General features: G+C 41.7%; 25 protein-coding genes, 3 tRNA genes and 1 rRNA gene. 11 read left to right on the top strand and 18 right to left on the bottom strand.

Translation table 11 applies throughout. The features are described from left to right. Positions 1–95 precede the first annotated feature (95 nt). A complete protein-coding gene (locus KQI91_RS00145; RefSeq protein WP_216390864.1) occupies positions 96–437 on the top strand; it encodes a recombinase family protein in 342 nt (113 codons plus the stop codon). After that, positions 424–1,506 carry a helix-turn-helix domain-containing protein gene (locus KQI91_RS00140; RefSeq protein ID WP_216390863.1) on the top strand — a complete coding sequence of 361 codons (1,083 nt, stop codon included), beginning with the start codon at positions 424–426 and terminating at the stop codon, positions 1,504–1,506. The genes KQI91_RS00145 and KQI91_RS00140 overlap by 14 nt, the downstream gene beginning before the upstream one ends. Before the next feature lie 232 nt (positions 1,507–1,738). Here the strand turns inward: KQI91_RS00140 and KQI91_RS00135 are convergent, their stop codons facing one another. Next, positions 1,739–2,416, bottom strand: a complete 678-nt coding sequence (locus tag KQI91_RS00135) for a zinc ribbon domain-containing protein (RefSeq protein WP_161285302.1) — start codon at positions 2,414–2,416, stop codon at positions 1,739–1,741. A gap of 109 nt (positions 2,417–2,525) precedes the next feature. Here KQI91_RS00135 and KQI91_RS00130 point away from each other — a divergent pair, with 109 nt between their 5' ends. Then, complete coding sequence (locus KQI91_RS00130) at positions 2,526–2,702, top strand: CopG family transcriptional regulator (protein ID WP_118197743.1); 177 nt, start codon at positions 2,526–2,528, stop codon at positions 2,700–2,702. Between the two features lie 180 nt (positions 2,703–2,882). Then, positions 2,883–3,035 carry a hypothetical protein gene (locus KQI91_RS00125; RefSeq protein ID WP_216390862.1) on the top strand — a complete coding sequence of 51 codons (153 nt, stop codon included), beginning with the start codon at positions 2,883–2,885 and terminating at the stop codon, positions 3,033–3,035. Here the strand turns inward: KQI91_RS00125 and KQI91_RS00120 are convergent, their stop codons facing one another. Continuing rightward, positions 3,036–3,587: a biotin transporter BioY gene (locus KQI91_RS00120; RefSeq protein WP_216390861.1), complete on the bottom strand. Its 552-nt coding sequence runs from the start codon at positions 3,585–3,587 to the stop codon at positions 3,036–3,038. Positions 3,588–3,728: 141 nt separating this feature from the next. Next, positions 3,729–4,643 (bottom strand): mechanosensitive ion channel family protein, encoded by a 915-nt coding sequence (locus tag KQI91_RS00115; RefSeq protein ID WP_216390860.1) that lies wholly within the window; start codon positions 4,641–4,643, stop codon positions 3,729–3,731. Positions 4,644–4,813: 170 nt separating this feature from the next. Between KQI91_RS00115 and trkA the strand changes: the two genes are divergently transcribed. Both trkA and KQI91_RS00105 read left to right on the top strand, forming a co-directional pair. Beyond that, positions 4,814–6,184, top strand: coding sequence for a Trk system potassium transporter TrkA (trkA, locus tag KQI91_RS00110; protein ID WP_334300686.1), 1,371 nt, complete (start codon positions 4,814–4,816; stop codon positions 6,182–6,184). A 16-nt stretch (positions 6,185–6,200) separates the two neighbouring features. Continuing rightward, on the top strand, positions 6,201–7,640 hold the full coding sequence (locus KQI91_RS00105) for a TrkH family potassium uptake protein (protein ID WP_216390858.1): 1,440 nt from the start codon (positions 6,201–6,203) through the stop codon (positions 7,638–7,640). 338 nt (positions 7,641–7,978) lie between these two features. Here KQI91_RS00105 and KQI91_RS00100 read toward each other — a convergent pair whose 3' ends face one another. Together KQI91_RS00100 and KQI91_RS00095 are read right to left on the bottom strand one after the other, a co-directional pair. Further along, positions 7,979–9,652 (bottom strand): glycosyl hydrolase family 18 protein, encoded by a 1,674-nt coding sequence (locus tag KQI91_RS00100; RefSeq protein WP_216390857.1) that lies wholly within the window; start codon positions 9,650–9,652, stop codon positions 7,979–7,981. A 242-nt stretch (positions 9,653–9,894) separates the two neighbouring features. After that, positions 9,895–10,146, bottom strand: a complete 252-nt coding sequence (locus KQI91_RS00095) for a hypothetical protein (protein ID WP_216390856.1) — start codon at positions 10,144–10,146, stop codon at positions 9,895–9,897. Positions 10,147–10,648: 502 nt separating this feature from the next. On the opposite strand from KQI91_RS00095, the gene KQI91_RS00090 reads away from it, so the two are divergent. Then, entirely contained in the window at positions 10,649–11,386 is a 738-nt protein-coding gene (locus KQI91_RS00090) for an adaptor protein MecA (protein ID WP_216390855.1), read from the top strand. Between the two features lie 56 nt (positions 11,387–11,442). Here KQI91_RS00090 and KQI91_RS00085 read toward each other — a convergent pair whose 3' ends face one another. After that, complete coding sequence (locus KQI91_RS00085) at positions 11,443–11,643, bottom strand: DUF1858 domain-containing protein (protein ID WP_015541070.1); 201 nt, start codon at positions 11,641–11,643, stop codon at positions 11,443–11,445. 202 nt (positions 11,644–11,845) lie between these two features. Between KQI91_RS00085 and KQI91_RS00080 the strand changes: the two genes are divergently transcribed. Next, the gene (locus tag KQI91_RS00080; protein ID WP_216390854.1) at positions 11,846–12,019 is read left to right on the top strand and encodes a DUF362 domain-containing protein; all 174 of its coding nucleotides are present in this window, start codon (positions 11,846–11,848) and stop codon (positions 12,017–12,019) included. 56 nt (positions 12,020–12,075) lie between these two features. Here the strand turns inward: KQI91_RS00080 and KQI91_RS00075 are convergent, their stop codons facing one another. The 7 genes from KQI91_RS00075 to rpsF form a co-directional block, all read right to left on the bottom strand. Then, positions 12,076–12,612, bottom strand: a complete 537-nt coding sequence (locus KQI91_RS00075) for a helix-turn-helix domain-containing protein (protein WP_216390853.1) — start codon at positions 12,610–12,612, stop codon at positions 12,076–12,078. Between the two features lie 224 nt (positions 12,613–12,836). After that, on the bottom strand, positions 12,837–14,165 hold the full coding sequence (gene dnaB, locus KQI91_RS00070; protein ID WP_216390852.1) for a replicative DNA helicase: 1,329 nt from the start codon (positions 14,163–14,165) through the stop codon (positions 12,837–12,839). Between the two features lie 16 nt (positions 14,166–14,181). After that, positions 14,182–14,628, bottom strand: coding sequence for a 50S ribosomal protein L9 (gene rplI / locus KQI91_RS00065; RefSeq protein WP_216390851.1), 447 nt, complete (start codon positions 14,626–14,628; stop codon positions 14,182–14,184). Beyond that, positions 14,625–16,682 (bottom strand): DHH family phosphoesterase, encoded by a 2,058-nt coding sequence (locus KQI91_RS00060; protein ID WP_216390850.1) that lies wholly within the window; start codon positions 16,680–16,682, stop codon positions 14,625–14,627. Before KQI91_RS00060 ends, rplI begins: the two co-directional genes overlap by 4 nt. Positions 16,683–16,836: 154 nt before the next feature. Then, the gene (gene rpsR / locus KQI91_RS00055; RefSeq protein WP_015541065.1) at positions 16,837–17,100 is read right to left on the bottom strand and encodes a 30S ribosomal protein S18; all 264 of its coding nucleotides are present in this window, start codon (positions 17,098–17,100) and stop codon (positions 16,837–16,839) included. A gap of 32 nt (positions 17,101–17,132) precedes the next feature. After that, positions 17,133–17,591: a single-stranded DNA-binding protein gene (locus KQI91_RS00050; RefSeq protein WP_216390849.1), complete on the bottom strand. Its 459-nt coding sequence runs from the start codon at positions 17,589–17,591 to the stop codon at positions 17,133–17,135. 72 nt (positions 17,592–17,663) lie between these two features. After that, a complete protein-coding gene (gene rpsF, locus KQI91_RS00045) occupies positions 17,664–17,951 on the bottom strand; it encodes a 30S ribosomal protein S6 (protein WP_015541063.1) in 288 nt (95 codons plus the stop codon). A gap of 288 nt (positions 17,952–18,239) precedes the next feature. Between rpsF and KQI91_RS00040 the strand changes: the two genes are divergently transcribed. The 3 genes from KQI91_RS00040 (at position 18,240) to KQI91_RS00030 (ending at position 22,241) form a co-directional block, all read left to right on the top strand. Further along, positions 18,240–19,529, top strand: a complete 1,290-nt coding sequence (locus KQI91_RS00040; protein ID WP_216390848.1) for an L-cysteine desulfidase family protein — start codon at positions 18,240–18,242, stop codon at positions 19,527–19,529. A 63-nt stretch (positions 19,530–19,592) separates the two neighbouring features. Beyond that, on the top strand, positions 19,593–20,816 hold the full coding sequence (locus tag KQI91_RS00035; protein ID WP_216390847.1) for a dicarboxylate/amino acid:cation symporter: 1,224 nt from the start codon (positions 19,593–19,595) through the stop codon (positions 20,814–20,816). A gap of 162 nt (positions 20,817–20,978) precedes the next feature. Further along, positions 20,979–22,241: a dihydroorotase gene (locus KQI91_RS00030; protein ID WP_216390846.1), complete on the top strand. Its 1,263-nt coding sequence runs from the start codon at positions 20,979–20,981 to the stop codon at positions 22,239–22,241. Between the two features lie 63 nt (positions 22,242–22,304). Here the strand turns inward: KQI91_RS00030 and KQI91_RS00025 are convergent, their stop codons facing one another. From KQI91_RS00025 to KQI91_RS00005, 5 genes are all read right to left on the bottom strand, one after another. Beyond that, a complete protein-coding gene (locus KQI91_RS00025; protein ID WP_216390845.1) occupies positions 22,305–23,255 on the bottom strand; it encodes a bile acid:sodium symporter family protein in 951 nt (316 codons plus the stop codon). Positions 23,256–23,384: 129 nt separating this feature from the next. After that, positions 23,385–23,455: transfer RNA gene (locus KQI91_RS00020), tRNA-Cys, on the bottom strand. Positions 23,456–23,482: 27 nt separating this feature from the next. Continuing rightward, positions 23,483–23,554 (bottom strand) — tRNA-Glu (locus tag KQI91_RS00015). A 36-nt stretch (positions 23,555–23,590) separates the two neighbouring features. Continuing rightward, positions 23,591–23,663 (bottom strand) — tRNA-Asn (locus KQI91_RS00010). A gap of 70 nt (positions 23,664–23,733) precedes the next feature. Continuing rightward, a 23S ribosomal RNA gene (locus tag KQI91_RS00005) occupies positions 23,734–23,898 on the bottom strand; the annotation flags it as partial.

Raw genomic sequence — 23,898 nt, 5'->3', positions numbered from 1 at the left:
TCATTATAAAGATTTGAGGATAAAACGATTTCCTTTTTAACGGAATCGCGATTTCCAGTAAAGCGGAAAGGTGATTTCCATCCACCGGACAGGTGATGGATCTCAGCCCGGATTATTCACTTGTCAGCAATAAAGAAAATATCGACACTTCCACCCCTACGGGGAAGTTGATGCTAACCATGATTGGCGCAATCAATGAATTTGAAAGATACAATCTTTTGGAACGTCAACGTGAGGGAATAGCTATAGCAAAAAGGAATGGGAAATATACAGGGGGAAAACGAAAAAACATTCCTAATTTTGAAAACGGATATCAGCGTTATTTACGTCGGGAAATATCCAAAGTAGCACTTGCAAAAGAATTAAGAATCAGCAGACCAACACTTGACAAACTTATCAAGGAATACAAGGAGGAACACACTAATGCAAACAAATAATTTTCAAGAATTGATTAAAGAGTACGAAGCACATTGCCAGAACATCTCAACGCAAGAATATACTGATATTCTGTATGAATTATCATTTTCTATAGCTTGTGCCGTTTTAAAAATAACTGTACTTAAAACAGGCAATCCGCAACTTGCAGATTTAAAATCCGAATTATGTAAAGATTATTCAACTTTAAGACTGGTTAACTCTGGTACAGTAACTGATTCACGTGATCTTGAATATTTAATACGCAACCCACTAGGAGACGGAATGGACTTAGTTCACACGGCATCTGCAACTATTATCGACCAGACACAGCAAAAAGGATATGCTACAGGTTTTATGGGAACTCCATATAAAGAGCGCAGATTAAAGAAAAAAGTCTGGATTAAAAAAACCGACAGTATTAACGGTTGGGAAACTATAGAAACCACTCCTATACAGGAAATTTACAAGGCGGTCAGACGTGAGATAGAACACAGTCGAGCAATGAGTACAGACGCAAGAAATGGCTATACATATCTGGAAGAAATAGCACAAGATAGCGAAACAGGCGAGAAAACACAGGTATATAAACGCTTAATCAAATATGCTGATTTAGGCGGCTGTGCTATGGCATCCCCGTATGACAGTGTTGAAAACACTGTATTAAATCACAGTACTGGAAGACAAGGTACACTGTATAGCGCAGACACCTCCACGGCGCAAAATATGGAACAAATGATAGAATGTTTATCACTTACGCAAAAACAATCTGTGATCTTACAGTTACGATTAAGCGGCTATGGTTTTAAAGCTATATCAACGTACCTTGGTATTACATCCGAAGCCGCACGAAGTACAATGAAAGGCGTACAGAAAAAGGCAATATCTGAATTGCAATTACCAGATTATCTTATCGAACGACTGCAAACGGTAAATCATAATAACAAATTAACCAACAATGACAAGGCGACTATCAAGCAAATGTTTGATGACGGTTATACAATGGCTTATATTGCCGAACAATTCAATGTTTCCAAAATGACAATCAGCCGTGTTATAAATGGTCGGAAAGACAGACAGGTACGGAGATAGCATGTACATTCATGTTGATACAATCGAACAATACAAAGTTCTGCAATATATTAAACGGCACTTTTTCATGGATAAAATAACCATAACCAAAATCAATCAAACCTCTCTCTGCGTTACCGACTATACCAATGAATGCTTGATATTCGAATACTTTAACGGAACAATAATCACACATGAAGCAAAAAACAGGGGATTTTAACCCCCCTGTTTTTCTTTCTTTAAAATAAGCATATTACCACATATGTTTACACCGATTACATTTATACTGTTTTCCTATTGTGGATGAAGCTACGCCTAAAGTAGCCGTTGACACTGCCCTATTAGTAACCGTTATTCTCTTAGTATTTTTACTTCCACAATTCGGGCATTTAGGGTGCTGTGCATCTTGCAATTCCTGTTGTTTTTTTGCCAACTCTGCCGCCCTGACCTTGCGTTCTTCAACTTTCTTCTCATAACTATCTACGCTTTGTTTTACTAGTGTAAGGTCTTCACGTGCTTGATTTTTTGCATAGATAGTAACAATCCAGGCTATTCCACAAAAGAATGTTGCAAAACCACAGAACAGTATTGCAAACCCCAGATCACCGTTCTCACTGTAATTCCAACTCAAAACCGTTAAGACAGCAAAAAGCAATGTTAAAATTGCCAGAACAGGAATTGTTCTTGTATTGCCTTTTATCTGCATTTCCAATTTTGTAACGGCATCTCTCTGACGTTGTTCTTCTGTAGCCTTTTTTTGCCGTTCTTCTAAAATTCTCTTTTCATTTTCTGCTTTCAATCTAGCCTGTTTAGCTTCTTCTTCCCTTACTCTTTGATAATGGTTCTTTATTGCATAACCACAATTAGGACAAGCTTCTGCGGTATCGGAAACATTTTCTCTTCCGCATTCTGGACATTTTACCAGTGCCATACACTGCCTCCTGTGTATTCGTATTTTAATATCGTTTTAGTATTCGTTTTCTGAATATATATTATCATATCAAAATAAACTACAATTATCAAGAGAGGTGGTGCATAAATTGGAAAAATTCATTGCTTACAAACCAGAAAAAGAAGTAATATCTTTACGCATTCCAATAGAAATATTAAGAGACATAGATAATAAATCAGCAACCATTGGCATCAGCCGAAATGAAATGATTAATCAGATGATAGTTTATGCCCTTAGAAACATGGACGACACTTTATCAGAATAATAACGGGAAAAAAAGAGGACTGATTTTTCAGTCCAATTTTTGTATACGCTATATAATTATTAGATGTTATGTCACTTCTTTTCACGATCTCAAATGGTACAAAACTGGTACAAATGCACATTGTTCTCACGGATAACTCCATGATATACAGGACATTAGAGATTAAAACAAACTGTCACCATGACTTATACCCTCGGCAGTGTCATCGGTGCTCTTCTCGGTGGCAGTCTGATCGATCAGTCTGGTGTCAGCACTATGCTGCTCTTTGCGTCCATTGCCAGTATCATCGGAGCTGTTATCCTCTTTTTCTTTACAGAACGTACTGCTGACTGATCATGCCACAAATTTGCGAAGCTTTCTGGAAAGCCCATAAGCCAGCACAATCTTGATCACATCCGGAATAATAAATGGAATGACACACCATCCCAGAACAGTCGCAAGTCCCACCGGACCGTTTGCCTTACTGTAAACTACCATAAACCACGCAGTACCAAACGCATAGCATACAAGCAGTCCTACGATCATAGATATAATCTGCATCACGGATTTTTTACCTGGGAGCTTTTCCATTGCCCACATAACCAATGCGGAAAAAAGGAAACCAATGATATATCCTCCAGTCGTTCCTGCAAGAACACCAATGCCTCCTGAAAATCCGGCAAATACCGGCACTCCGATCGCGCCAAGCAGGATAAATACCAGTACGGAAAGTGTACCTCTTTTCCCGCCAAGAACTCCTACCGCTACAAAAACGCCAAAGGTCTGCAAAGTGAACGGAACTGCTGCCGGAATAGAAATCCAGGAACAGATTGCCATGATCACCGCAAACACGGCAATATACACAATATCATACGTTTTACTTCTGGTTGTTGCTATTGTACTCATATCTTCCTCCTCGTGATAAAAAGTTTTTTGTTATCTCTTTAACAATTTATCACAGAGAAGTTTCGCTGTCAACCAATTTCAAAAAGAGGTTTACATTTGTGCTATTGCATCTAAATGTAAGCCTCTTTTGTTAAAACGAATTTATTTGTGATGTACATATACCTCCATCTGATTATATGGAATCACAATTCCGTTTGCATCAAATTCTTCTTTGATTTTCTGATTCAGTCGCCATTTCGTCGGCCAGTAGCTTTCTGTCGGAACCCATACTCTCAGTCCCATGATCACCGCACTGTCTGCAAGCTCGTCCACAAACACAACCATTTCTCTGCTGTCACTTTTTGTATCCGGATCTTCTCTGAGAATCTCCTCAAGGATCTTCTTTGCCTTCTGAATATCAGCCTCATAAGAAATCCCCACCTTGATTTCAAGTTTACGGTTTTCTTTTGCCGTCACATTGATGATCGTACTGTTGGATAAAGTTCCGTTTGGTACAACAATCTTTTTATTATCAATGCTGAGCAGGGTGGTATAGCAGATTTCAATTTTGGCAACTGTTCCTTCACAGCCATTTGCCTGATCCTGAATGATATAATCGCCTACTACAAAAGGTTTGAACAGTAAAAGAAGCACTCCTCCCGCCAGATTTGCAAGTCCGCCCTGCAATGCCAGACCAACGGTCACACCTGCCGTACCCAGAAGTGCTGCAACAGAAGATTCTTTGACACCAAGACTTACTCCGATATTAATGATCAGCAGCACATACAACACTGCTTTTCCGGCAGACGATGCAAACTGAATCACTCCCGCATCTACATTGGCCCGTTCAAGAGATCGTCTCATAACCTTCAGTAACCACTGGATGATCTTTCTTCCTACAAAAAAGACAAAGATTGAAAGAACAACTTTCAGACAGAACCCCATAAAGGTCGGAACCTGATTTTCCAGATACTGTTTAAAATTCAAAAGATCTTTCAGGCTGTCCCTCACACTGCCGATTCCCATCTCCTGCAGACTTTCATCCACTTTATTGACTGTTTCAGTGACTGTATCCATACTAGAACTCCCTTCTGTTTTTCTTACAGATGTTATGTAACATCATACCGCATTCTGCTGGTCATTCTGTATTTTTAATATAGCATGATTTTCCTTCAAATGCTATTTTATATATTTAAAATACTCATATAGAGTGATATAATGGAAATGCTTATATTATTATACTTTTTATTACGGAGGAAAACATGCATATTATCATTGTCGGGTGCGGCAAAGTAGGCAGCACCCTTGCAGAGCAATTGCAGGAAGAAGATACTGATCTTACATTGATCGATACAGACGCTGATGTCATTAACAATCTTACAGAAGACATTGATGCCATGGGTATTGTCGGAAACGGTGCCAGTATTAATACCCTTATGGAGGCCGGTGTAAAAACTGCCGATATCATGATTGCAGTCACAGCTTCCGATGAGCTGAATCTGCTCTGTTGTCTGATTGCACAAAAAACCGGGCACTGTCAGACGATTGCCCGTGTGCGTAACCCTATCTACAGCAAAGAAATCGGTTTTATTCAGGAGCGCCTTGGTCTTTCTATGATCATTAACCCAGAACTTGCCACTGCCCGTGAAATCTCAAGACTTTTGCGTTTTCCGGCAGCTATCAAAATCGATCCGTTCTCAAAGGGCCGCGTAGAACTGCTCAAGTTCAAAGTACTCCCTGAATTCGGTCTGGACGGCATGTCCGTCTCTCAGATTACTGATAAATATCGTTGTGATGTGCTGTTCTGCGCCATCGAGAGCAAAACAACTTTAAGCATTCCGGGTGGTGATCATCTGGTACACAACGGCGATTTTATTTCTATCATCGCAACACCAAAGAACACTGCACTTTTCTTTAAAAAGATCGGACTTAAGACCCATCAGGTTCGAAATACCCTGATCATCGGTGGTGGTACAATTTCCTACTACCTCGCAAAAGCGTTGTCCGATCTCAAAATCAATGTCAAAATTATTGACAAAAACAAAGAACGCTGTGAAGAACTCAGTGAAATGCTGCCAAATACCACCATCATCTGTGGCGATGGCACTGACCGTTCTCTGCTTATGGAAGAAGGGCTTTCCACTGTAGAATCTTTTGTTACTCTTACCAATATGGATGAAGAAAACATCTTCCTTTCCTTATCTGCCAAAAACCTGACACAGGCAAAACTGATTGCAAAAGTAAATCGTCTGCCTTACAAGGATGTCATCGACGAGCTGGATATCGGAAGTGTAATTTATCCAAAATATATCACTTCAGATTCTATTCTCCGCTACGTACGTGCGATGCAGAATACCATCGGAAGTAATGTAGAAACACTCTACCATGTCCTTGATAATCAGGCGGAAGCTCTTGAATTTATCATTCGTGACAATTCACCGGTTGTTGGAATTCCGCTTTCAAAACTCAACCTGAAGAGTAATCTTCTTGTCTGCTGTCTGACCCGTGGGGGTACTGTCAGAATTCCAAGAGGACAGGATTCTATACAGATTGGTGACAATGTCATCATCGTCACCACCCATAAGGGACTTCGCGATATCCGCGATATCCTTGCATAAAAAGAGGTAGATACAGATGAATTTTCGTATTATTGCTTATATTGTCGGATGGGTGTGTAATTTTCAGGCAATGTTCATGGTTCTGCCATCCATCACCGCACTGATTTATCAGGAAAACGAATTTTTTACCTTCCTGATCTCGATGATGATCTGTCTGGCTGTTGGTATTCCTTTGACTGTCAGAAAACCCAAAAACAAGGTTTTTTATACAAAAGATGGCTGCGTTGCGGTAGCTTTAAGCTGGCTGGCCCTGTGTATCTTTGGTGCTGTACCATTTGTACTGAGTTCCGCAATTCCTCATCCAATTGATGCCTTCTTCGAAACCGTATCCGGATTTACTACGACCGGATCCAGTATTCTGACGGATGTGGAAGTGCTTCCGCATTGTGTCACAATCTGGCGAAGTTTTACGCACTGGATCGGTGGCATGGGAGTTCTGGTATTTCTTCTTTCCCTGCTTCCACTTGCCGGTGGATATCACATGAATCTTATGAAAGCAGAAAGCCCTGGACCTTCTGTCAGTAAACTGGTGCCAAAAGTTCAGCAGACCGCCAAGATTCTTTATACTATTTACATTGGAATGACACTGATTCAAATCGTTCTTCTTCTAATCGGTCGGATTCCACTGTTTGATACTCTTTGTATCGCTTTTGGTACTGCAGGCACCGGTGGTTTCGGTATCGCCAATGACAGTATGGGAAGCTACAGCACTTACTGTCAGGTTGTCACAACTGTTTTTATGATTCTCTTCGGAGTCAACTTCTCCGCATATTACCTGCTCCTTACCAAAAAATTTGTACAGGCTTTCAAGTTCGAAGAGGTTCGTTACTACTTTGGAATCATTCTCGCTGCCATCCTGGTCATCGGATTAAACACCGCACACCTGTTTCGAAATCTGGGCGAGGCTTTTCAGCAGGCAGCATTTCAGGTTGGTTCCATTATCACGACGACCGGATTTTCCAGTACGGATTTCAACCAATGGCCCGCCCTGTCCAAAACGATCCTGGTCCTTCTGATGTTTGTAGGTGCATGTGCCGGAAGTACCGGAGGTGGAATTAAAGTTTCCAGAATCCTGATTCTGTGCAAGGCTGCCAAAAAAGAGTTCCAGTTATATCTGCATCCAAATGCTGTGAAAAAAATTAAAATGGATGAAAAAACGATCGGACATGATATTTTAAGATCCACTAATATCTATCTGAGCGTTTATCTTCTTATTTTTGCAGCATCTGTTCTGCTGATCTCACTTGATAACTTTGATCTTGTTACAAACTTTACAGCAGTTACCGCAACCTTAAACAATATCGGTCCTGGTCTGGAAATCGTAGGCCCTATGGGAAATTTCAGTTCTTTCTCCTACCTTTCCAAATGCGTCTTGATCTTTGATATGCTGGCCGGACGATTGGAAATCTTTCCGCTGATTCTTCTCTTCTTTAAGGGAACCTGGAAAAAATTCTAAAAAACAGCTCCTCTGGTTTTTATGCCGGAGGAGTTTTTTCTGCCAAAATACTCACTGAATATGCTCAAATTATGAACACTATTCTTCACAATTTCTTAAAATTCACATCACATTTTTTTCACATTTGTTCGGTATAGTATAAGACATAGAAGGCTGAACGCTTTCTATAAAATATTTTTCTTTTTCATACGCGCCGGTACGAAAGTACCGGCCTCCTTCCATTTATGGAGTTTTTTACTTTTATTTATTTTCTTATACTGAAAAAATGCTCTGTAGTTTCTCATTTCACTACAGAGCATTTTCTTTTTGCTTTTCTTTATTCTCTTTTCAGAAAACTTTTACTGCAAATTCTCGCTGATCGTCTGCCAGATACTGCTGTTTTCGAACCCAAGCTTCCACTGGGCAACGCCTCCCAGGTTATACTTTGGAATCAGTTTCACTTTTTCAGCAATCGACTGCGCATCTTCCATCCAGATCTGATAGGTAGAATTATCTTTCTCAAAAGTTGCATAATTCTGACTGACGCTTCCATCCCATACAGGCTCCACTCCATTTTCCGTAAGCACATTCTGCGCCTCATCCATACCGATTGCCTCACTGGTCAATGCGCCACCCGTCGTTTTCCAGAGTCTTGTATAAAATGGTATTGCAAGAATCGTTCTTTCTGCAGGTGTTTCCGCAATTGTATCCTGTACACCCTGTTCCACCCATGGAAGAGAAGCTACAGAACCCGCGTCAGAACCAACATAATGTTCATCATACCCCATGATCACAATATAGTCCACAACCAGTCCCTGTTCTTTTCGGTCATAATGACTTGTAAAGTCTTCCGGTACCGGATTATCAACAGAAAGTACCAGATTGTTCTTATGACATTCTATTGAAAGTTCCCGTAAGAACTCCAGAAAATGAGGTCCCGCATCTTCACTGAGTGTCTCAAAATCTACATTGATTCCATCCAATCCGACTTCTGTCGCCGACTGAATCAGCTGCTGGATCATGTTCTGTCTGGATGCAAGCTGAGAAAGCGTTTCTGTTGTGCTGACTTCTGCGGTAAAGTTATCGATCAGTCCCCAAACTTTCAGACCCCTTTCATGTGCCAGCGTCACATAATCCGCTGAAGCAATATTTCCAATATTCCCTGATGTATCCTGTATATAATACCATGTCGGAGAAATCACATTCACACCACTGATATTCGCAATTGTATCTGCCAGATAGGCATTTGCATCCTGACTGGTCACCTGATGCCAGCTCATGTTTACCTTGCCGTCCATAGTAAGATACGTATATTGTTCTTTCTCCTCAAAAGACTTTTCAAAATCTTTTGATTCCGCAGCCGAAATCTTGTCCTTCTGCACATATCCAATATAGCCATCCATGGTAGCAACTTTTGCCCAGTCCTCCAATTCTTCCAGATAGATCAATGTATCCCCAGCATTTATATCTGTAAGAATCGGTGATTTGATTCCTCCCTGATAACGAATACTGGTATCTTTTTTCACTGTTGTTGCATTAACTCCGGTAAACTGATACTGAATTGCGATCCTGTTCGGATTTTCATAAATATAAACATCCAAATCTGTAAACTTCTGCACAAATGCCAGACGCAGATATACATTTCCATCTTTCAGCCAGACATCGCCATCTCCTGACTCTGATGCAGGATAATACTGCAGCTCTGATGGAGTCGCATAGAGAATCTGCTGATCATTGCTGTCCCAGTAGTATCTCTGATTCAGATATGTATTTACCATATCCAACGGTAAGTATACCTGATCTCCTGATTTCAGTGCATGCTCTTCCATAATACTACTTCCCAGTACAACTGCCATTTCACCTTCAACAGGCTGTCCATAATACTCCGTAAGATCCATTCGTTCTTTGGTCGGAATATATTTCCTGATAAAATGTGTACCTAATCCAACGATCGCCAGTATCAAAATCAGAATACAGACAATCATAACCGGCATAACCTGCCTGTTCTCTCGTTTTTTTGCTCTACGCTTCATCTGTTTCTCCCTTTTTATTCAGAAAACACTGTAGTTATTCTGCTTTTTCGTTTAGGTGTATACTATGATATTATAACATGTTTTGCATGCAATGTATTAACTATTTAGTAAATTTTAATATTTACCAGCTATTTCAAAGGGATTTTCTGACATGGTCAAGTATGAGAGGGGGAAACTGCGCCTTGGTCCGAAAATCCCTTTTTCTCCTTTATGTACAATAAACAGACAATTATTGTCCGCCATCACCAGCCCTGCGATCTCACAGGCGTTGTAATCCGGATATGATCAAAATCAACTCTTGCAATATGTCCTTTTTCGTCTTCAGTGTAATCCCTCATGTAACTGCCTTCCTCTGCGATCATACAGGCTTTCGCAATAGATTTAGGCGTACTGGGTTTCCCGTCCAGATAAAGACTGACTCCGTTTTTGCGATAATTCTCTAATTCATTCTTCAGTGGCTTCAGGAATTTTTTTTGCTTTTTGCCATGTGACATATTTTCGTCCTTACATCCTCCTTTCCTTTTTCTGATTTTAGAAAACACCTGATAGGTTTAAGAAAAAATATCTCTGCATACATACTGAATTTAATCTTGTGGTGGAAATGATCATTGCCACAGCAGGAATGCTGTACGATATGATAAACCGGCAACGATTTTGTAAGAAATATGTTTGTGTTATTGTGTAAGTATTCGGATTCTCTTCTCTCAGTTACATGCCGAATATTTTTTCTTACACTCATTATACAGGTTTCCAAGTTATATGCAAGGATTTTCGCCGTTTTAGCAAAAAATTTCCAATAAATTTCTAAATATTTTATAAATAGGCAGTTTGTATTTCTTTACATTCCCTATGTTTGTGGTATATAATATGTCATATTAGTTAGAGTATCCTCTCTATACTGATGACAGATAATAAGTCATGGACTATATCCTGTCTGAGCGTTCGTATCATATACTATACCAGAAGACAGGTGCACAAGAATAGGATGTGATCATAATGAAAATAGAAAAAATCAATGAAAACCAGATTCGCTGCACTCTAACACGCGAAGATCTCGAAAGTCACCAAGTCAATCTCAAAGAACTTGCTTATGGTTCTGAGAAGGCCAAAAAGCTTTTTCGCGATATGATGCAGCAGGCCCAGATGCAGTTTGGTTTTGAAGCAGATAATATTCCACTGATGATCGAGGCAATTCCAGTCAATCTGGACAGTGTGATCCTGATCATAACCAAAGTCGAAGATCCGGAAGAACTGGATACCCGTTTTTCCAAATTCTCCCCATACAAAGACAATGCACAGGCAGAACCACTCCAGTTGGACGGTGCTGACAATATTATCGACATATTCCAGAAAATCTGTGAAGCCAAAATGAAAGGCAGTCCTCGCAAACAGTCTGCAACAAAAGAAGATTCAGAAAAACCTGTTTCCGAAGCTCCAACAGTCAATCTGATCCGGCTCTTCAGTTTTTCCCATCTGGACGATGTGATTGCCGCAGCTCACGGACTGAACGGCTTTTTTACCGGTTCTAATTCTCTGTACAAAGATTCTTCCGATGGCCGCTATCAGCTTGTGATCCATCAGTCAGAATATTCTCCGGAGGAATTCAATAAAATCTGTAATATTCTTTCTGAGTACGGCAGTAACAAAGCTTTCTCTGTTTCAGGTGAAGCTCATTTAAAAGAACACGGCGAACTGATCTGTCTCAATGCACTTCAGCAGCTTACACAAATTTGATCATGACTTATATAAAAAGACTGGCTCACTCAAGCCAGTCTTTTTATCTGTATGGATTATTCTCCAAGAAAATCATTGATCTGCTGAACCAGAACATCTACATCCATTCCATGAACCATTGCAGCTTCTTCCAGGGACTCCATCTGTGAAGACGGGCATCCGAGACAGTGCATTCCAGCTCTCATAAGAATCGGTGCGATATTAGGATCTAAAGTAATTAACTGGCCAATCAGCATATCTTTGGTAACTTTTGCCATTGTAAATTCCTCCTTTTTATATGGAATTCTTAAAATTCCCGACTATGATTTATTATAGTATAAAAGTTAGAAGGGGTCAACCCAAAATATTGAATTTTTTGATTTGTTCACAAATTTATACTTGTAATCCACAAAGATATATATTAGAATAACGATATAGAACCTACAAGGGTACTAACGAGAAAAAAGGAGGATATTATCAATGGCATATGTAATTTCTGACGAATGTGTAAGCTGTGGAACATGCGCAGCTGAATGTCCAGCTGAAGCTATCGCTGAAGGTGCAGAGCATTTCGAAATCGATGCTGATGCATGCCTTGACTGCGGAACATGCGCTGATGCCTGTCCAACAGAGGCTATTCACCCAGCTGAATAATTCCATTCATACCAAACAATAAAAAGCTGCGGCATCTGCTGCAGCTTTTTATGTTCTTATGTTTCCTTTCGCTTACGGCGTGGTCTTCTTTCTGCTGCCGCAGCAGCTTCTTTTCTTGCCATCTGCTGTCTTCTGATCGCATAATCCAGCGAACGACATCTTTCTTCATCTTCATTCTGAGATTGCAGTTCCTGCGTGATCAGCCTTTCCAGAATCATTTGAAATTCCAGTATTTTTTTATTTTCCGGCCTGTGCATCTCCACCGTACTACGCTCCTGCATATCAGAACCTTGCTGTGCCGGTTTTTCCAGTTCCTGAACTTCTCCCTCCAGCAAAGTCACTCCTGTTTCTCCAAATCCATTCATCGATGCTGTAATCTGTGGAATCAGGTTCTTTATCGCCCGAAGCTGTAACCCTCGTTTCTTCAGTTCTTTAATATTCAAAAAAAGCTGAACATCATATCCGGTGTAGTAACGGTGTCCCAGTTCATTTCTGTGGATCTGAAGTTCCAGTTCCTCTTCCCAGTATCTGAGGACATACGATTTTATTCCCGTCATCTCCACTGCCTGTCTGACAGTATATTTCATTTCCATGGCGGTGCACCTCCTATGAAATTCATCACTTATAATTATAAGCAGGATCTTTTATAAATTCAACGAAAACCGTTTGACATAACCTCTCATGAATTCACCGTAAGTCTCAAAAAAACAGACATAAAAACGAAAATCCTGTAGTTTCGTTCTCATGTCTGCATATGGCTGAGGACATTTCATAACTGCAAAGTACTTCTCAGTAAACAGTTCGTATCCCCTGCTATTTATTTCTTCATATTTACAAACTGCGTATATCTCGGCAGCCATACAAGTTCTATCGTACCAATCGGGCCATTTCTCTGTTTGGCAATGATCACCTCGGCAATGTCTTTCTTTTCTGTGTCTTTGTGGTAATAGTCATCACGATACAAAAACATTACCACATCGGCATCCTGCTCAATTGCTCCAGACTCTCGAAGGTCCGAAAGCATTGGCCTGTGATCCGGTCTCTGCTCAACTGCACGGCTCAGCTGTGACAACGCAATTACCGGCACTCCCAGCTCCCTGGCAAGTGCTTTGAGTGATCGCGATATATCTGAAATCTCCTGCTGTCTCGAATCACTCTTCCCGCTTCCACTCATCAGCTGCAGGTAGTCGATCATAATGATTCCAAGATTGTGTTCCAGCTTGTACTTTCTGCATTTGGAACGCATTTCTGCAATACTGATTCCCGGTGTATCGTCAATGATCAGATTGGAACGCCCAATGATATCTGCACCTTCAACCAGCTTCGTCCAGTCCTCGTCTTTCAGATTACCTGTACGCATGTTTTGTGAATCTACATGAGATTCCATAGCCAGAAGACGGTTCACCAGCTGTTCCTTTGACATTTCCAGACTGAATATTGCAACAGTGACATCCTTGCGAAATGCCATATACTGCGCAATGTTCAGAACAAAAGCCGTCTTACCCATAGAGGGACGGGCTGCGATCAGTACCAGATCTGACGGATGCATCCCCGATGTCTTATAATCCAGATCGATAAACCCTGTCGGAATACCAGTTACACTGCCCTTCAGCTTGGATGCCTTTTCAATATTATTGATTGCATTCAAAACTACCTGCTGAATCGGCACATAATCTCCGCCAATACTTCTCTGAAGAATATTGAACAGCTTTTTTTCAGACTCCTCAAGGATCATTTCTGTGCTCTCTTTTTCAAGATAACATGTATTCGCCACATCTTCCGTTGCACGGATAAGTCTTCTGAGAAGTGCCTTTTCACTTACAATATTCGCATAATATTTTACATTTGCAGATGTTGGAACTGCCTCTATAAGCTCGCGGACATATTCCATACTGCTGATATCCGGTGGCAGATCTTTTTCTTTGAGTCGATTCTGTAAAGTAATCAAATCTACAGGCTTACCTTCATTGCAAAGCTCTACCATCGCATCAAAAATAATTCCATACTGATTCTGATAAAAATCATCACTTGTCAGAATCTCTGAAGCAACCAGAATCGCATCTCTGTCAAGGAGCATTGCGCCGATGACAGACTGCTCTGCCTCAATGCTGTGAGGCGGTATTCTTTTTATCAGCGCTTCTTCCATCTCAAGATCTCCTCACTTACGCTTCTTTGATCCATACTTTCAGGCTTCCGGTTACCTTTGGATGCAGTTTGACAGGAACCTGTGTCACACCCAGATTTCTGATCGGGCTTGGAAGCTGAAGTTTCTTTTTATCAATCTCAAGTCCCAGCTGCGTTTTGGCAGCTTCAGAAATCTCTTTGGAAGAAACAGATCCAAATGTTCTTCCACCCTCACCAACTTTCAGTGTAAGAATGATTTCTTTTGTTTCCAGATCCTTTGCAAATGCCTGCGCTGCTTCCAGATTTTCCTGTGCAACCTTCTCTGCATTTGCTTTCTGCAGCTTCAGATCATTCAGATTCTTAGGTGTAGCTTCTACTCCCAGTTTCTTAGGAAGTATCATATTTCTTGCATATCCGTCACTGACATTTACAATGGCTCCTTTTTTTCCAAGTGCCTTTACATCTTCTAATAAAATTACTTTCATTTTTTATTACCCTCTTCTTCCTGATATAATTCGTCTATAATTTCTTTCAGCATATCCTGTACTTCATCCATCGGACGCTTTACCTGTGCTCCGGCAATATTGATGTGTCCGCCTCCGCCAAGTTTCTCCATCATAACCTGTACGTTTACTTCATCAATCGCACGTGCACTTACATACACTTCTTTGTTGTATGTGGTCAGTACAAAAGAAGCTTTGACTCCGGCTATGTTCAGAAGTTCATTTGCAGCCTGTGCTCCAACAACAGTAGGACTTTCCAATCCCTTACTCGGACATTTCGCAATAGCAAAACAGCCTCTGTAGATTTCTGCTGTTCGTACAGCCTCTGCTCTGGCCTTGTAAGAATCAATATTGTCACGAAGCATCTTTCTTACTCTGGTCATATCCGCGCCGGAACGACGCAGAAATGCTGCAGCCTCAAAAGTTCTCACTCCGGCTCTTGTAATAAAGTTGTTGGTATCGATCATAATACCTGCATAAATACAGTCTGCTTCTATGTTACGCAATCTCAGATCATCTGAAAAATACTGCAGGATCTCTGCAACCATTTCACATGTAGAGGACGCATACGGCTCTACATAAGAAAGCACTGCATTCTGAATCACTTCATTTCCCCTTCTGTGATGATCAAGAACTACGATCGTCTTTGTCATGTACAGCAGTTCTTCACACTCTGTATAACTTGGCTTATTCGTGTCTACAACCACCACAACTGTATTGTCATCTACCAGTTCCATCGCCTGATTCCTGTCAATAAACATAGATGGTTCGTAATCCGGATTATTCATATATCCAGCCATTAACGGACGTATAGAAGTCGATGGATCGTTCACTACGATATGCACCGGCTTGCCAAGAGTCTTGCCGGCACGATAAATACCGATTGCTGCGCCAAGTGCGTCTACATCTGTGATCTTATGTCCCATAACGACCACTCGCTCTTTGGTACTCATAAATTCTTTGAGCGCCTGTGCCTTTACACGTGCCTTTACTCTGGTCGTCTTCTCCATCTGCTGTGCTTTGCCGCCATAATAAGTGATATGATCGCCATTTTTGATCACAACCTGGTCTCCACCGCGACCAAGTGCCATTTCAATTGCAATTCGTGAATACTCATAATCCTGAAGATAAGTCGGAGCATTCAGGCCAATACCAATACTCAGGGTGACCGTCATTTCATTACCGATATTTACTGTTTTGACTTCTTCAAGAATGTGGAATTTCTGTTCTTTCAGTGCCTCAAGAGAACTCTGCCTCATGATCAGGAAATATTTATCTTTCTCCAGTTTTCGTACCAGACCATCATAATTGGAAAAATATTTCGTAATCTTACGGTCGATCAGCGCGATCAGAAGAGATCGGCGCACATCCTCGACGCTCTCCAGCGCTTCTTCATAGTTGTCCAGATACGCCAGTGCAACTACCAGTTTGTTATCCTCATTTGCCTGAATGTAATCCTTAAGTTCTGTCTCATCATAAAGATACATGGCGATCAGACTGGTGGTATCCGGAATTTCCATCAGAAGTCTGGATGGTGCCACAGACTCACCCAGCATCACCTTCTGCATAGAGATTCTGTAAATATGATCACCAAATTGTGTACTGATTTCCGTAATATCTCTGCCTTCTGCTCCCGGAAGCTTATCTGCAGAAATCTCCGGAAAAATCGTATTTACATTTTTCCGATAAAATGAATCTTTCCCCGTAATCTGAGAAAACATCCGGTTTGACCAGATCATTCTCCCCTGCATATCCATTACCGCATATGGAAGTGCCAGTTCCTCAAGAACTCTTTTCTCAAGAAATTCATACTGGCTGGCAAAAGCGATCAGATCATTGAACATCAGTGGTCTGTGATAAAAAAGTACTGCAACGGCAGCCGTAACATACAGGACGATTCCCAACGTCACAACCACACCAGCCTTTATATCGATCACATAAACCAGAATATTCAAAGCGATCAGCAGAACGGATAAATACAGCGGCCAACGGGCTAAATGTTTCAGATGGCCTTTTAATTTTAACTTTCCACTCATAACACTCTTTACCATTCTTTTTCTTGATTTTTAAACGCTGCCTTTTATTATACCAGATATCTGAAGATTTTACCATACAAAAAAAGAGCCCTATCCGGAAAGCAATTCATGCCAGCCAGATACAGCTCTTTAAATTTTCTGCTATATATTCAGATTAGTCCTGAACGTATGGCATCAGGGAAAGATGACGTGCTCTCTTAACAGCAACAGTCAGAGCTCTCTGATGTTTTGCACAGTTTCCTGTGATTCTTCTCGGAAGGATCTTACCTCTTTCAGAAACATATTTTCTGAGTTTTGCTACATCCTTGTAATCGATTTCATTGTTTTCTTTACCGCAGAATACACAAACTTTTTTTCTTCTGCGTCCGCCTCTTCTCTTCATTGGAGAGTCCGGTCTTTCGCCTCTATTGTAAGCCATGATGGTTTCCTCCTGTTCTTATTTCTTTCAGTTTAATTAAATGGAAGTTCTTCGTCAATTCCATCTGGAATGTTCATAAAGCCATCTGCACTTGCTGCTCCCGGACTCGGCATTGACGGAGCCGGTGCTGCACTCTGCTGAGGATGTGATGCTGCATAACTGTCACTGGAAGCTTTGCTCTCGGCAAATTCCTGTTCCTCAACGACTACTTCTGTAGTATATACTTTCTGGCCATCTCTGTTGGTGTAGCTGCCGGTCTGAATACGACCGCTGACTACGATTCTGATTCCCTGATGGAAGTACTTCTCTGCGAATTCCGCGCCACGTCCGAATACAACACAGCTGATAAAGTCTGCTGTTGCTTCTCCGTCACGACGAAATCTTCTGTCTACTGCTAAGGTATATCTAGCAATTGCCAGTGCATTTTCTCCTGCGGAATATCTCACCTCAGGATCTCTCGTTAAGCGTCCCATTAAAATTACTTTGTTCATAAAATACCTCTTTCTTCTTAGTGAGTGAACGGGTTTCTTAATGGTGCTTTCTAAAATCCATCTGTAAAAAGATTATGCGTCTTTACGAACGACTAAGTATCTTAATACGTTGTCCATGATACGTACATGTCTTTCTACTTCTGCCGGACACTGTGCGTCTGCTTCAAACTGAATGAAATAGTAGAAGCCTTCATGCATTTTCTGAATTTCGTAAGCTAATTTCTTCTTACCCCATTCTTCTACTTCTGTGACGTTTCCGTTGTAACGAGCGATGTAGCCTTTAGCTTTCTCTACTACTGCATCACGAACTTCGTCTTCAACTTTTGCGCTCACAACTAATGCTAATTCGTACTTGTTCATGCTTTCTTACCTCCTTATGGTCTTCATGGCCCTCCGCCTGTAACAGAGAGCAAGGATATGAAAATATATCACACAGCTAAGTATTTTAGCATAGGAATTTGTGCTTGTAAAGCATTTTTTGTCGAAACACAAACTTTTTTTGAAAAAATTTTTATTTTAAATAAATACCAAGTAAATCGGTTTTATTTCTACCGTTATTTTGCATAAAGCATTGTATTATTTATCGAAATAGACTATACTATCTGCACAAACGCTTGCGCGTTATTTAAGGAAAGGGGAACCAAAAAAATGGACTCTGCATTATATGCAAACTATCTGAACATTCTAAAGCAGGAACTGGTGCCAGCTCTTGGATGTACAGAGCCGATCGCCATTGCATACGCAGCGGCAAAGGCACGTCAGATCCTTGGAGAATTTCCAGAATCCGTGGAAATGTTTTTGAGTGGTAACATCATCAAGAATGTCAAGGGTGTTACCGTTCCAAACTCCGGAGGGCTGAAGGGAATTGATGTAGCTGCAGTTCTCGGCATCGTCGGCGGAAACGCAGACAAAGCTCTGGAAGTTTTGAGCGAAGTCACAGAAAACGACATCGCCAGAACCCGTGAACTGATCAGTCAGCATGTCTGTTCCTGTTCTCTGATCGAAGGTGTTGATAATCTTTATATCACTGCCAAAGTAAATAAAGGTGAACATTATGCTTCCGTGACAATCGAACACCAGCACACCAACATTAGCAGAATTGAAAAAAACGGTAAAGTGCTTCTGGATAATCCTTACCAGGCAGAAGCCAAAAACACGGTGGACAAATCCAAACTCACCGTCAAAGATATCCTGGATTTTGCTGATCAGGTCCGGATAGCCGATGTACAACCCATCATCGACCGCCAGATCAAACTGAACTCTGCAATCGCGCAGGAAGGTCTTGACAACAATTATGGTGCACAGATCGGCAAAACACTGATGCATGTATGGGGCAAAAGTGTCACCACAAGAGCCTGTGCCAGAGCTGCAGCCGGAAGCGATGCCCGTATGGGTGGCTGTTCCATGCCAGTTGTTATCAACTCCGGAAGCGGCAATCAGGGAATGACCGTTTCACTTCCGGTTATCGTTTTTGCTGATGAATGGGAAGTATCTCATGAAAAACTCTGTCGTTCTCTTGTAGTCAGCAATCTGATCGCCATCCATCAGAAATATTATATAGGAAGTCTTTCCGCTTACTGCGGTGCAGTCAGTGCCGCCTGCGGTGCCGGTGCCGGGATCACCTATATGTACGGAGGAACTTATCAGCAGGTTTCTCTGACTATCATTAATACACTTGGAAATGTGGGCGGTATCGTCTGCGATGGAGCCAAACCATCCTGTGCTGCCAAGATTGCATCTTCTGTTGATGCGGCTCTGATGGCATTCCAGCTCAGCATTCAGAACAAGAGTTTTCTGCCTGGTGAGGGAATCATCAAAGATGATATCGAAGAAACGATCAAGAGTATGGGATATATCGGCCGTGTTGGTATGCGTGCTACAGATACCGAAATTCTTAATGTCATGATCGACCGTGCTGACATTAACGAAGACTGCTGAACATAAATGTTGCTACAAAACCAAAAACAGTAACACCTAAACTTTTACAGGGGGATCTATAAAATGAAAAAAAACAGTTTTTTTACAAGCCTTCCATTTAAACTGCTGGTAGGCGTTATCGTTGGTATTATTGCAGGTCTTATTTTGAGTAATACCGACTCATCTTCCTTTACCATGGGAATTCTGAATATTGTCGTCACTCTGAAATATGTCCTTGGTCAGCTTATCAATTTCTGCGTACCATTGATTATCATCGGCTTTATCGCACCTTCCATCACCAAGCTCGGAAACAGTGCTTCCCGCATGCTTGGTGTTGCTCTGGTGATCGCCTATGCTTCTTCCATCGGTGCAGCCCTGTTTTCTGTTGCAGCCGGCTATACGCTGATCCCACATCTTTCTATCGTGACAAACGTAGAAGGACTGAAGGAGCTTCCGGAAGTCGTATTTGAACTTTCTATCCCGCAGATCATGTCCGTTATGAGTGCACTTGTGTTCTCCATCATGGTTGGTCTTGCCGCTACCTGGAACAAAGCCAAACTCATCACAGGACTTCTTGATGAATTCCAGAAAATCGTTCTTTCCATCGTCTCAAAGATCATCATTCCGATTCTTCCGTTTTTCATCGGACTGACTTTCTGCGGACTGGCATATGAAGGTTCTATCACCAAACAGCTTCCTGTATTCCTCAAAGTCATTGTGATCGTGCTGATCGGTCACTTTATCTGGATGACGCTTCTGTATGTCCTCGCAGGTACTTACTCCCACGAAAATCCATGGGAAGTTGTACGTCACTACGGTCCGGCATACCTTACTGCAGTCGGAACCATGTCTTCCGCTGCTACACTTGCTGTCGCATTACAGTGTGCAGGCAAGGCAAAACCACTTCGTAAAGATATGGTACAATTCGGTGTTCCGCTTTTTGCCAACATTCATCTGTGCGGTTCTGTTCTGACAGAAGTTTTCTTCTGTATGACAATCTCCAAGATGCTCTACGGTTCCATCCCGTCTCCGGGAACCATGGTCCTGTTCTGCCTGCTTCTTGGAATCTTCGCTCTTGGAGCTCCTGGAGTTCCTGGTGGTACTGTTATGGCATCTCTTGGTATCATCACAGGTGTTCTTGGTTTCAATGAAACAGGGACCGCTCTGATGCTTACCATTTTTGCTCTTCAGGATAGTTTCGGAACTGCCTGCAACGTAACAGGTGACGGAGCCCTGACTCTGATCCTTACAGGATATGCCAAGAAACATAATATCAAAGAACAGCACATTGATACTGTAGACCTTTGATCCAGTTTTAATAAAATCCATTTAAGTTTAAATGCCGGAGAGTTCTTGTCGACTTGACAAAGCTCTCCGGTTTCTTCTATACTCGTATTAATCAGAGAAACAGTAGAACACACATGACTTTTCTCTGCTTTTTATTAATATTCCTATCAGGAGGGTGAAATTATGCTTCTAAAAAACGGTCATCTCATCGACCCGGCTGCTAAAATTAACGAACCTATGGACATCCGTGTTGAAAACGGAACGATCATCGAGCTAGAAAAGGAGCTTTCTGCAAAAAATAACGAGGAAGTTCTTAATCTTTCCGGTCTGACTGTCGCACCTGGACTTATAGATACACACGTTCATTTCCGTGATCCGGGGCTTACTTACAAAGAGGATATCCACACCGGTTCTCTTGCCGCAGCAAAAGGTGGGTTTACTTCTGTTATCTGTATGGCAAACACCAAACCTGCCGTAGATTCTGTCGATACACTTAAGGATATTCTGAACCGTGCAAAAGGGGAAAAAATACATATCTATCAGACTGCCTCCGTTTCTTACGGTTTAGGCGGTAAAGAAATGAACGATTTCAGCAATCTGGCAAATGCCGGTGCCTGTGGATTTACCGATGACGGAATCCCACTTCTCGATGCAACTTTCTGCTATGAAGCAATGTGTAAAGCTGCAGAACTCCATATGCCTATCAGTCTTCATGAAGAAGATAAGGCATTCATTACCAATAACGGAATCAACGCCGGAGAAACCTCTGCCAGACTTGGTGTCGTCGGTTCTCCTGCGATTGCAGAGGAAGTGATGGTTGCCCGTGACTGCATGCTCGCACTTCAAAGTGGTGCTGCTGTCGTGATCCAGCACATCAGTTCCGGAAATTCTGTTGAACTTGTCCGCACAGCCAAAAAGCTCGGTGCTGACATCCACGCAGAGGCAACACCGCATCATTTCACCCTCACAGAAGAAGCACTTCTCGAACACGGAACACTTGCAAAAATGAATCCACCTCTTCGCACCGAAAAGGACCGTCAGGAAATCATACAGGGACTTAAAGACGGGACGATCGACCTGATTGCAACCGATCACGCTCCGCACAGTGTCGAAGAAAAAGCGAAACCTCTGACAGAAGCACCAAGCGGTATCACTGGACTTGAAACTTCTCTCGGACTTGGTATCACTTCTCTCGTAAAACCAGGATACCTTACTCTGATGGAACTTCTGGAAAAAATGACCTGTAATCCAGCTACACTTTACCATCTGCCTGGTGGAAGTATTAAGATCCATGCTCCTGCTGATTTCGTGATCTTTGCTCCAAATGAAAAATGGACTGTCACAGACTTTGCTTCCAAAGCCTCCAACAGTCCATTTAAAGGTACTGAACTTTATGGAAAAATCCATTATACAATCTGCGATGGAAAGGTTGTATATCGTGGATAAATAATCGTTAAAAAACTCCCCTGATGCAGCAATCCACCGGTCTGCAAGGGGAGTTTTTATTTATCAGGCTTTTTCCTCAGTCTTCTCCCTTCTTGTCAGCATTTTTCCGGAAATTGCAGCCAGAATCTGTTGAAAAAGAGTTCCGATCATAACTGGAAACATAACCTCTCCCGGGAAATATGCCGCAGCAATAACGGCCCCGGTACTGATATTTCGCATACCCGTTCCATAGACCATGGAAATTGTTGTCTTCTGATTCTGCTTTGTCAGTCTTGCAATGACCCAGCCAAGAAAATAACCGCCCGCCGCCAGACACAAAATCGTTCCAGCCACAGCAAAACGCTGCAAATTCATCTGCCGGATATATGGTGCTACTTTTGATGAGTTTGATGTTACCACAAACATAAGAGCCATTTTAGAAAAAGGTGCCAGTCTCTGCGGCCATGTTTCCATTATTTTTCCCCTGCTCAATTGATTAAGACACATTGCCGCCACTGCCGGAAGAGCCACCATATAAAGCAATTCTTTCATCATACCCGCTGTATCCAGTTCTACATTTGATCCAATCAGAATATGTAATGTCGTCGGAATAATAAACGGTGCCAGGATTGTATCGATTACCACCAGTGACAGTGATAAAGAACTGTTTCCATCAAAAATAGAAACCCACATCATACTTGCCACGGCTGTTGGTATTGAAAATTCCAACACCATACCGGTAATCAGATTCATATTATCTGGAAATAAAAGATGTCCCAAACCACAGGCTGTCGCCGGAACTACAACATGCAGCATAATCATGATCATCAGAAGACTTGTCGGATTTTTTAATACATTGGCAACATCTTTAAAACGGGATTTTAGTGCACCAGCAAATGTCATAAAGGCAAATACATACGTTACATACGGCAGACCATATTTTGCAATATCTGGAAAACAGACTCCCAGCAGAAGACATAATGGAGTCACAAAGGCCATCCATTTCTCAATAAACTTATTAAACCTGTACAACATTTACCGTTCCTCCCTCTTCTTTTGTCTATATAAAAGAGTATTACAAATGCTATCTTGCGTCAACTATGAAAACACAGGAAATAATTTAACGCAAAAAAGTCCAGAATTCAATGTTCTGGACTTTCGTAGAGGTGCCACCCGGATTTGAACCGGGGATAGAGGTGTTGCAGACCTTTGCCTTACCACTTGGCTATGGCACCATATTTAATTATTCCCTTAAAAGGAAGTGACTCCAAGGGGATTTGAACCCCTGTTACCGCCGTGAAAGGGCGGTGTCTTAACCGCTTGACCATGGAGCCAATCATTTGCTATCGGCTCTACGTCCGAAAAGCTAACTCCCCCTGTTGGACTCGAACCAACGACACTGCGGTTAACAGCCGCATGCTCTACCGACTGAGCTAAGGAGGATTATTAGAAGATATCGTATCTTCAAAACCACATACATGTTGACTAAGCAATTATATCATAACCAAGCTTCTTGGTCAAGCCCTCACCCTATTAGTAGCAGTCAGCTCCATGTGTTGCCACACTTCCACCCCTGCCCTATCGACCTCGTCGTCTTCAAGGGGGTTTACTCCTTTCGGATGGGATATCTCATCTTGAGGGGGGCTTCACGCTTAGATGCCTTCAGCGTTTATCCCTT

The sequence above is a fragment of the Blautia sp. MSJ-19 genome, from assembly GCF_018918125.1.
Taxonomy (GTDB): Bacteria; Bacillota; Clostridia; order Lachnospirales; family Lachnospiraceae; genus Blautia_A.
The sequence above is the reverse complement of the archived record's forward strand: the minus strand, read 5'-3'. Positions and strand labels throughout refer to the sequence as shown.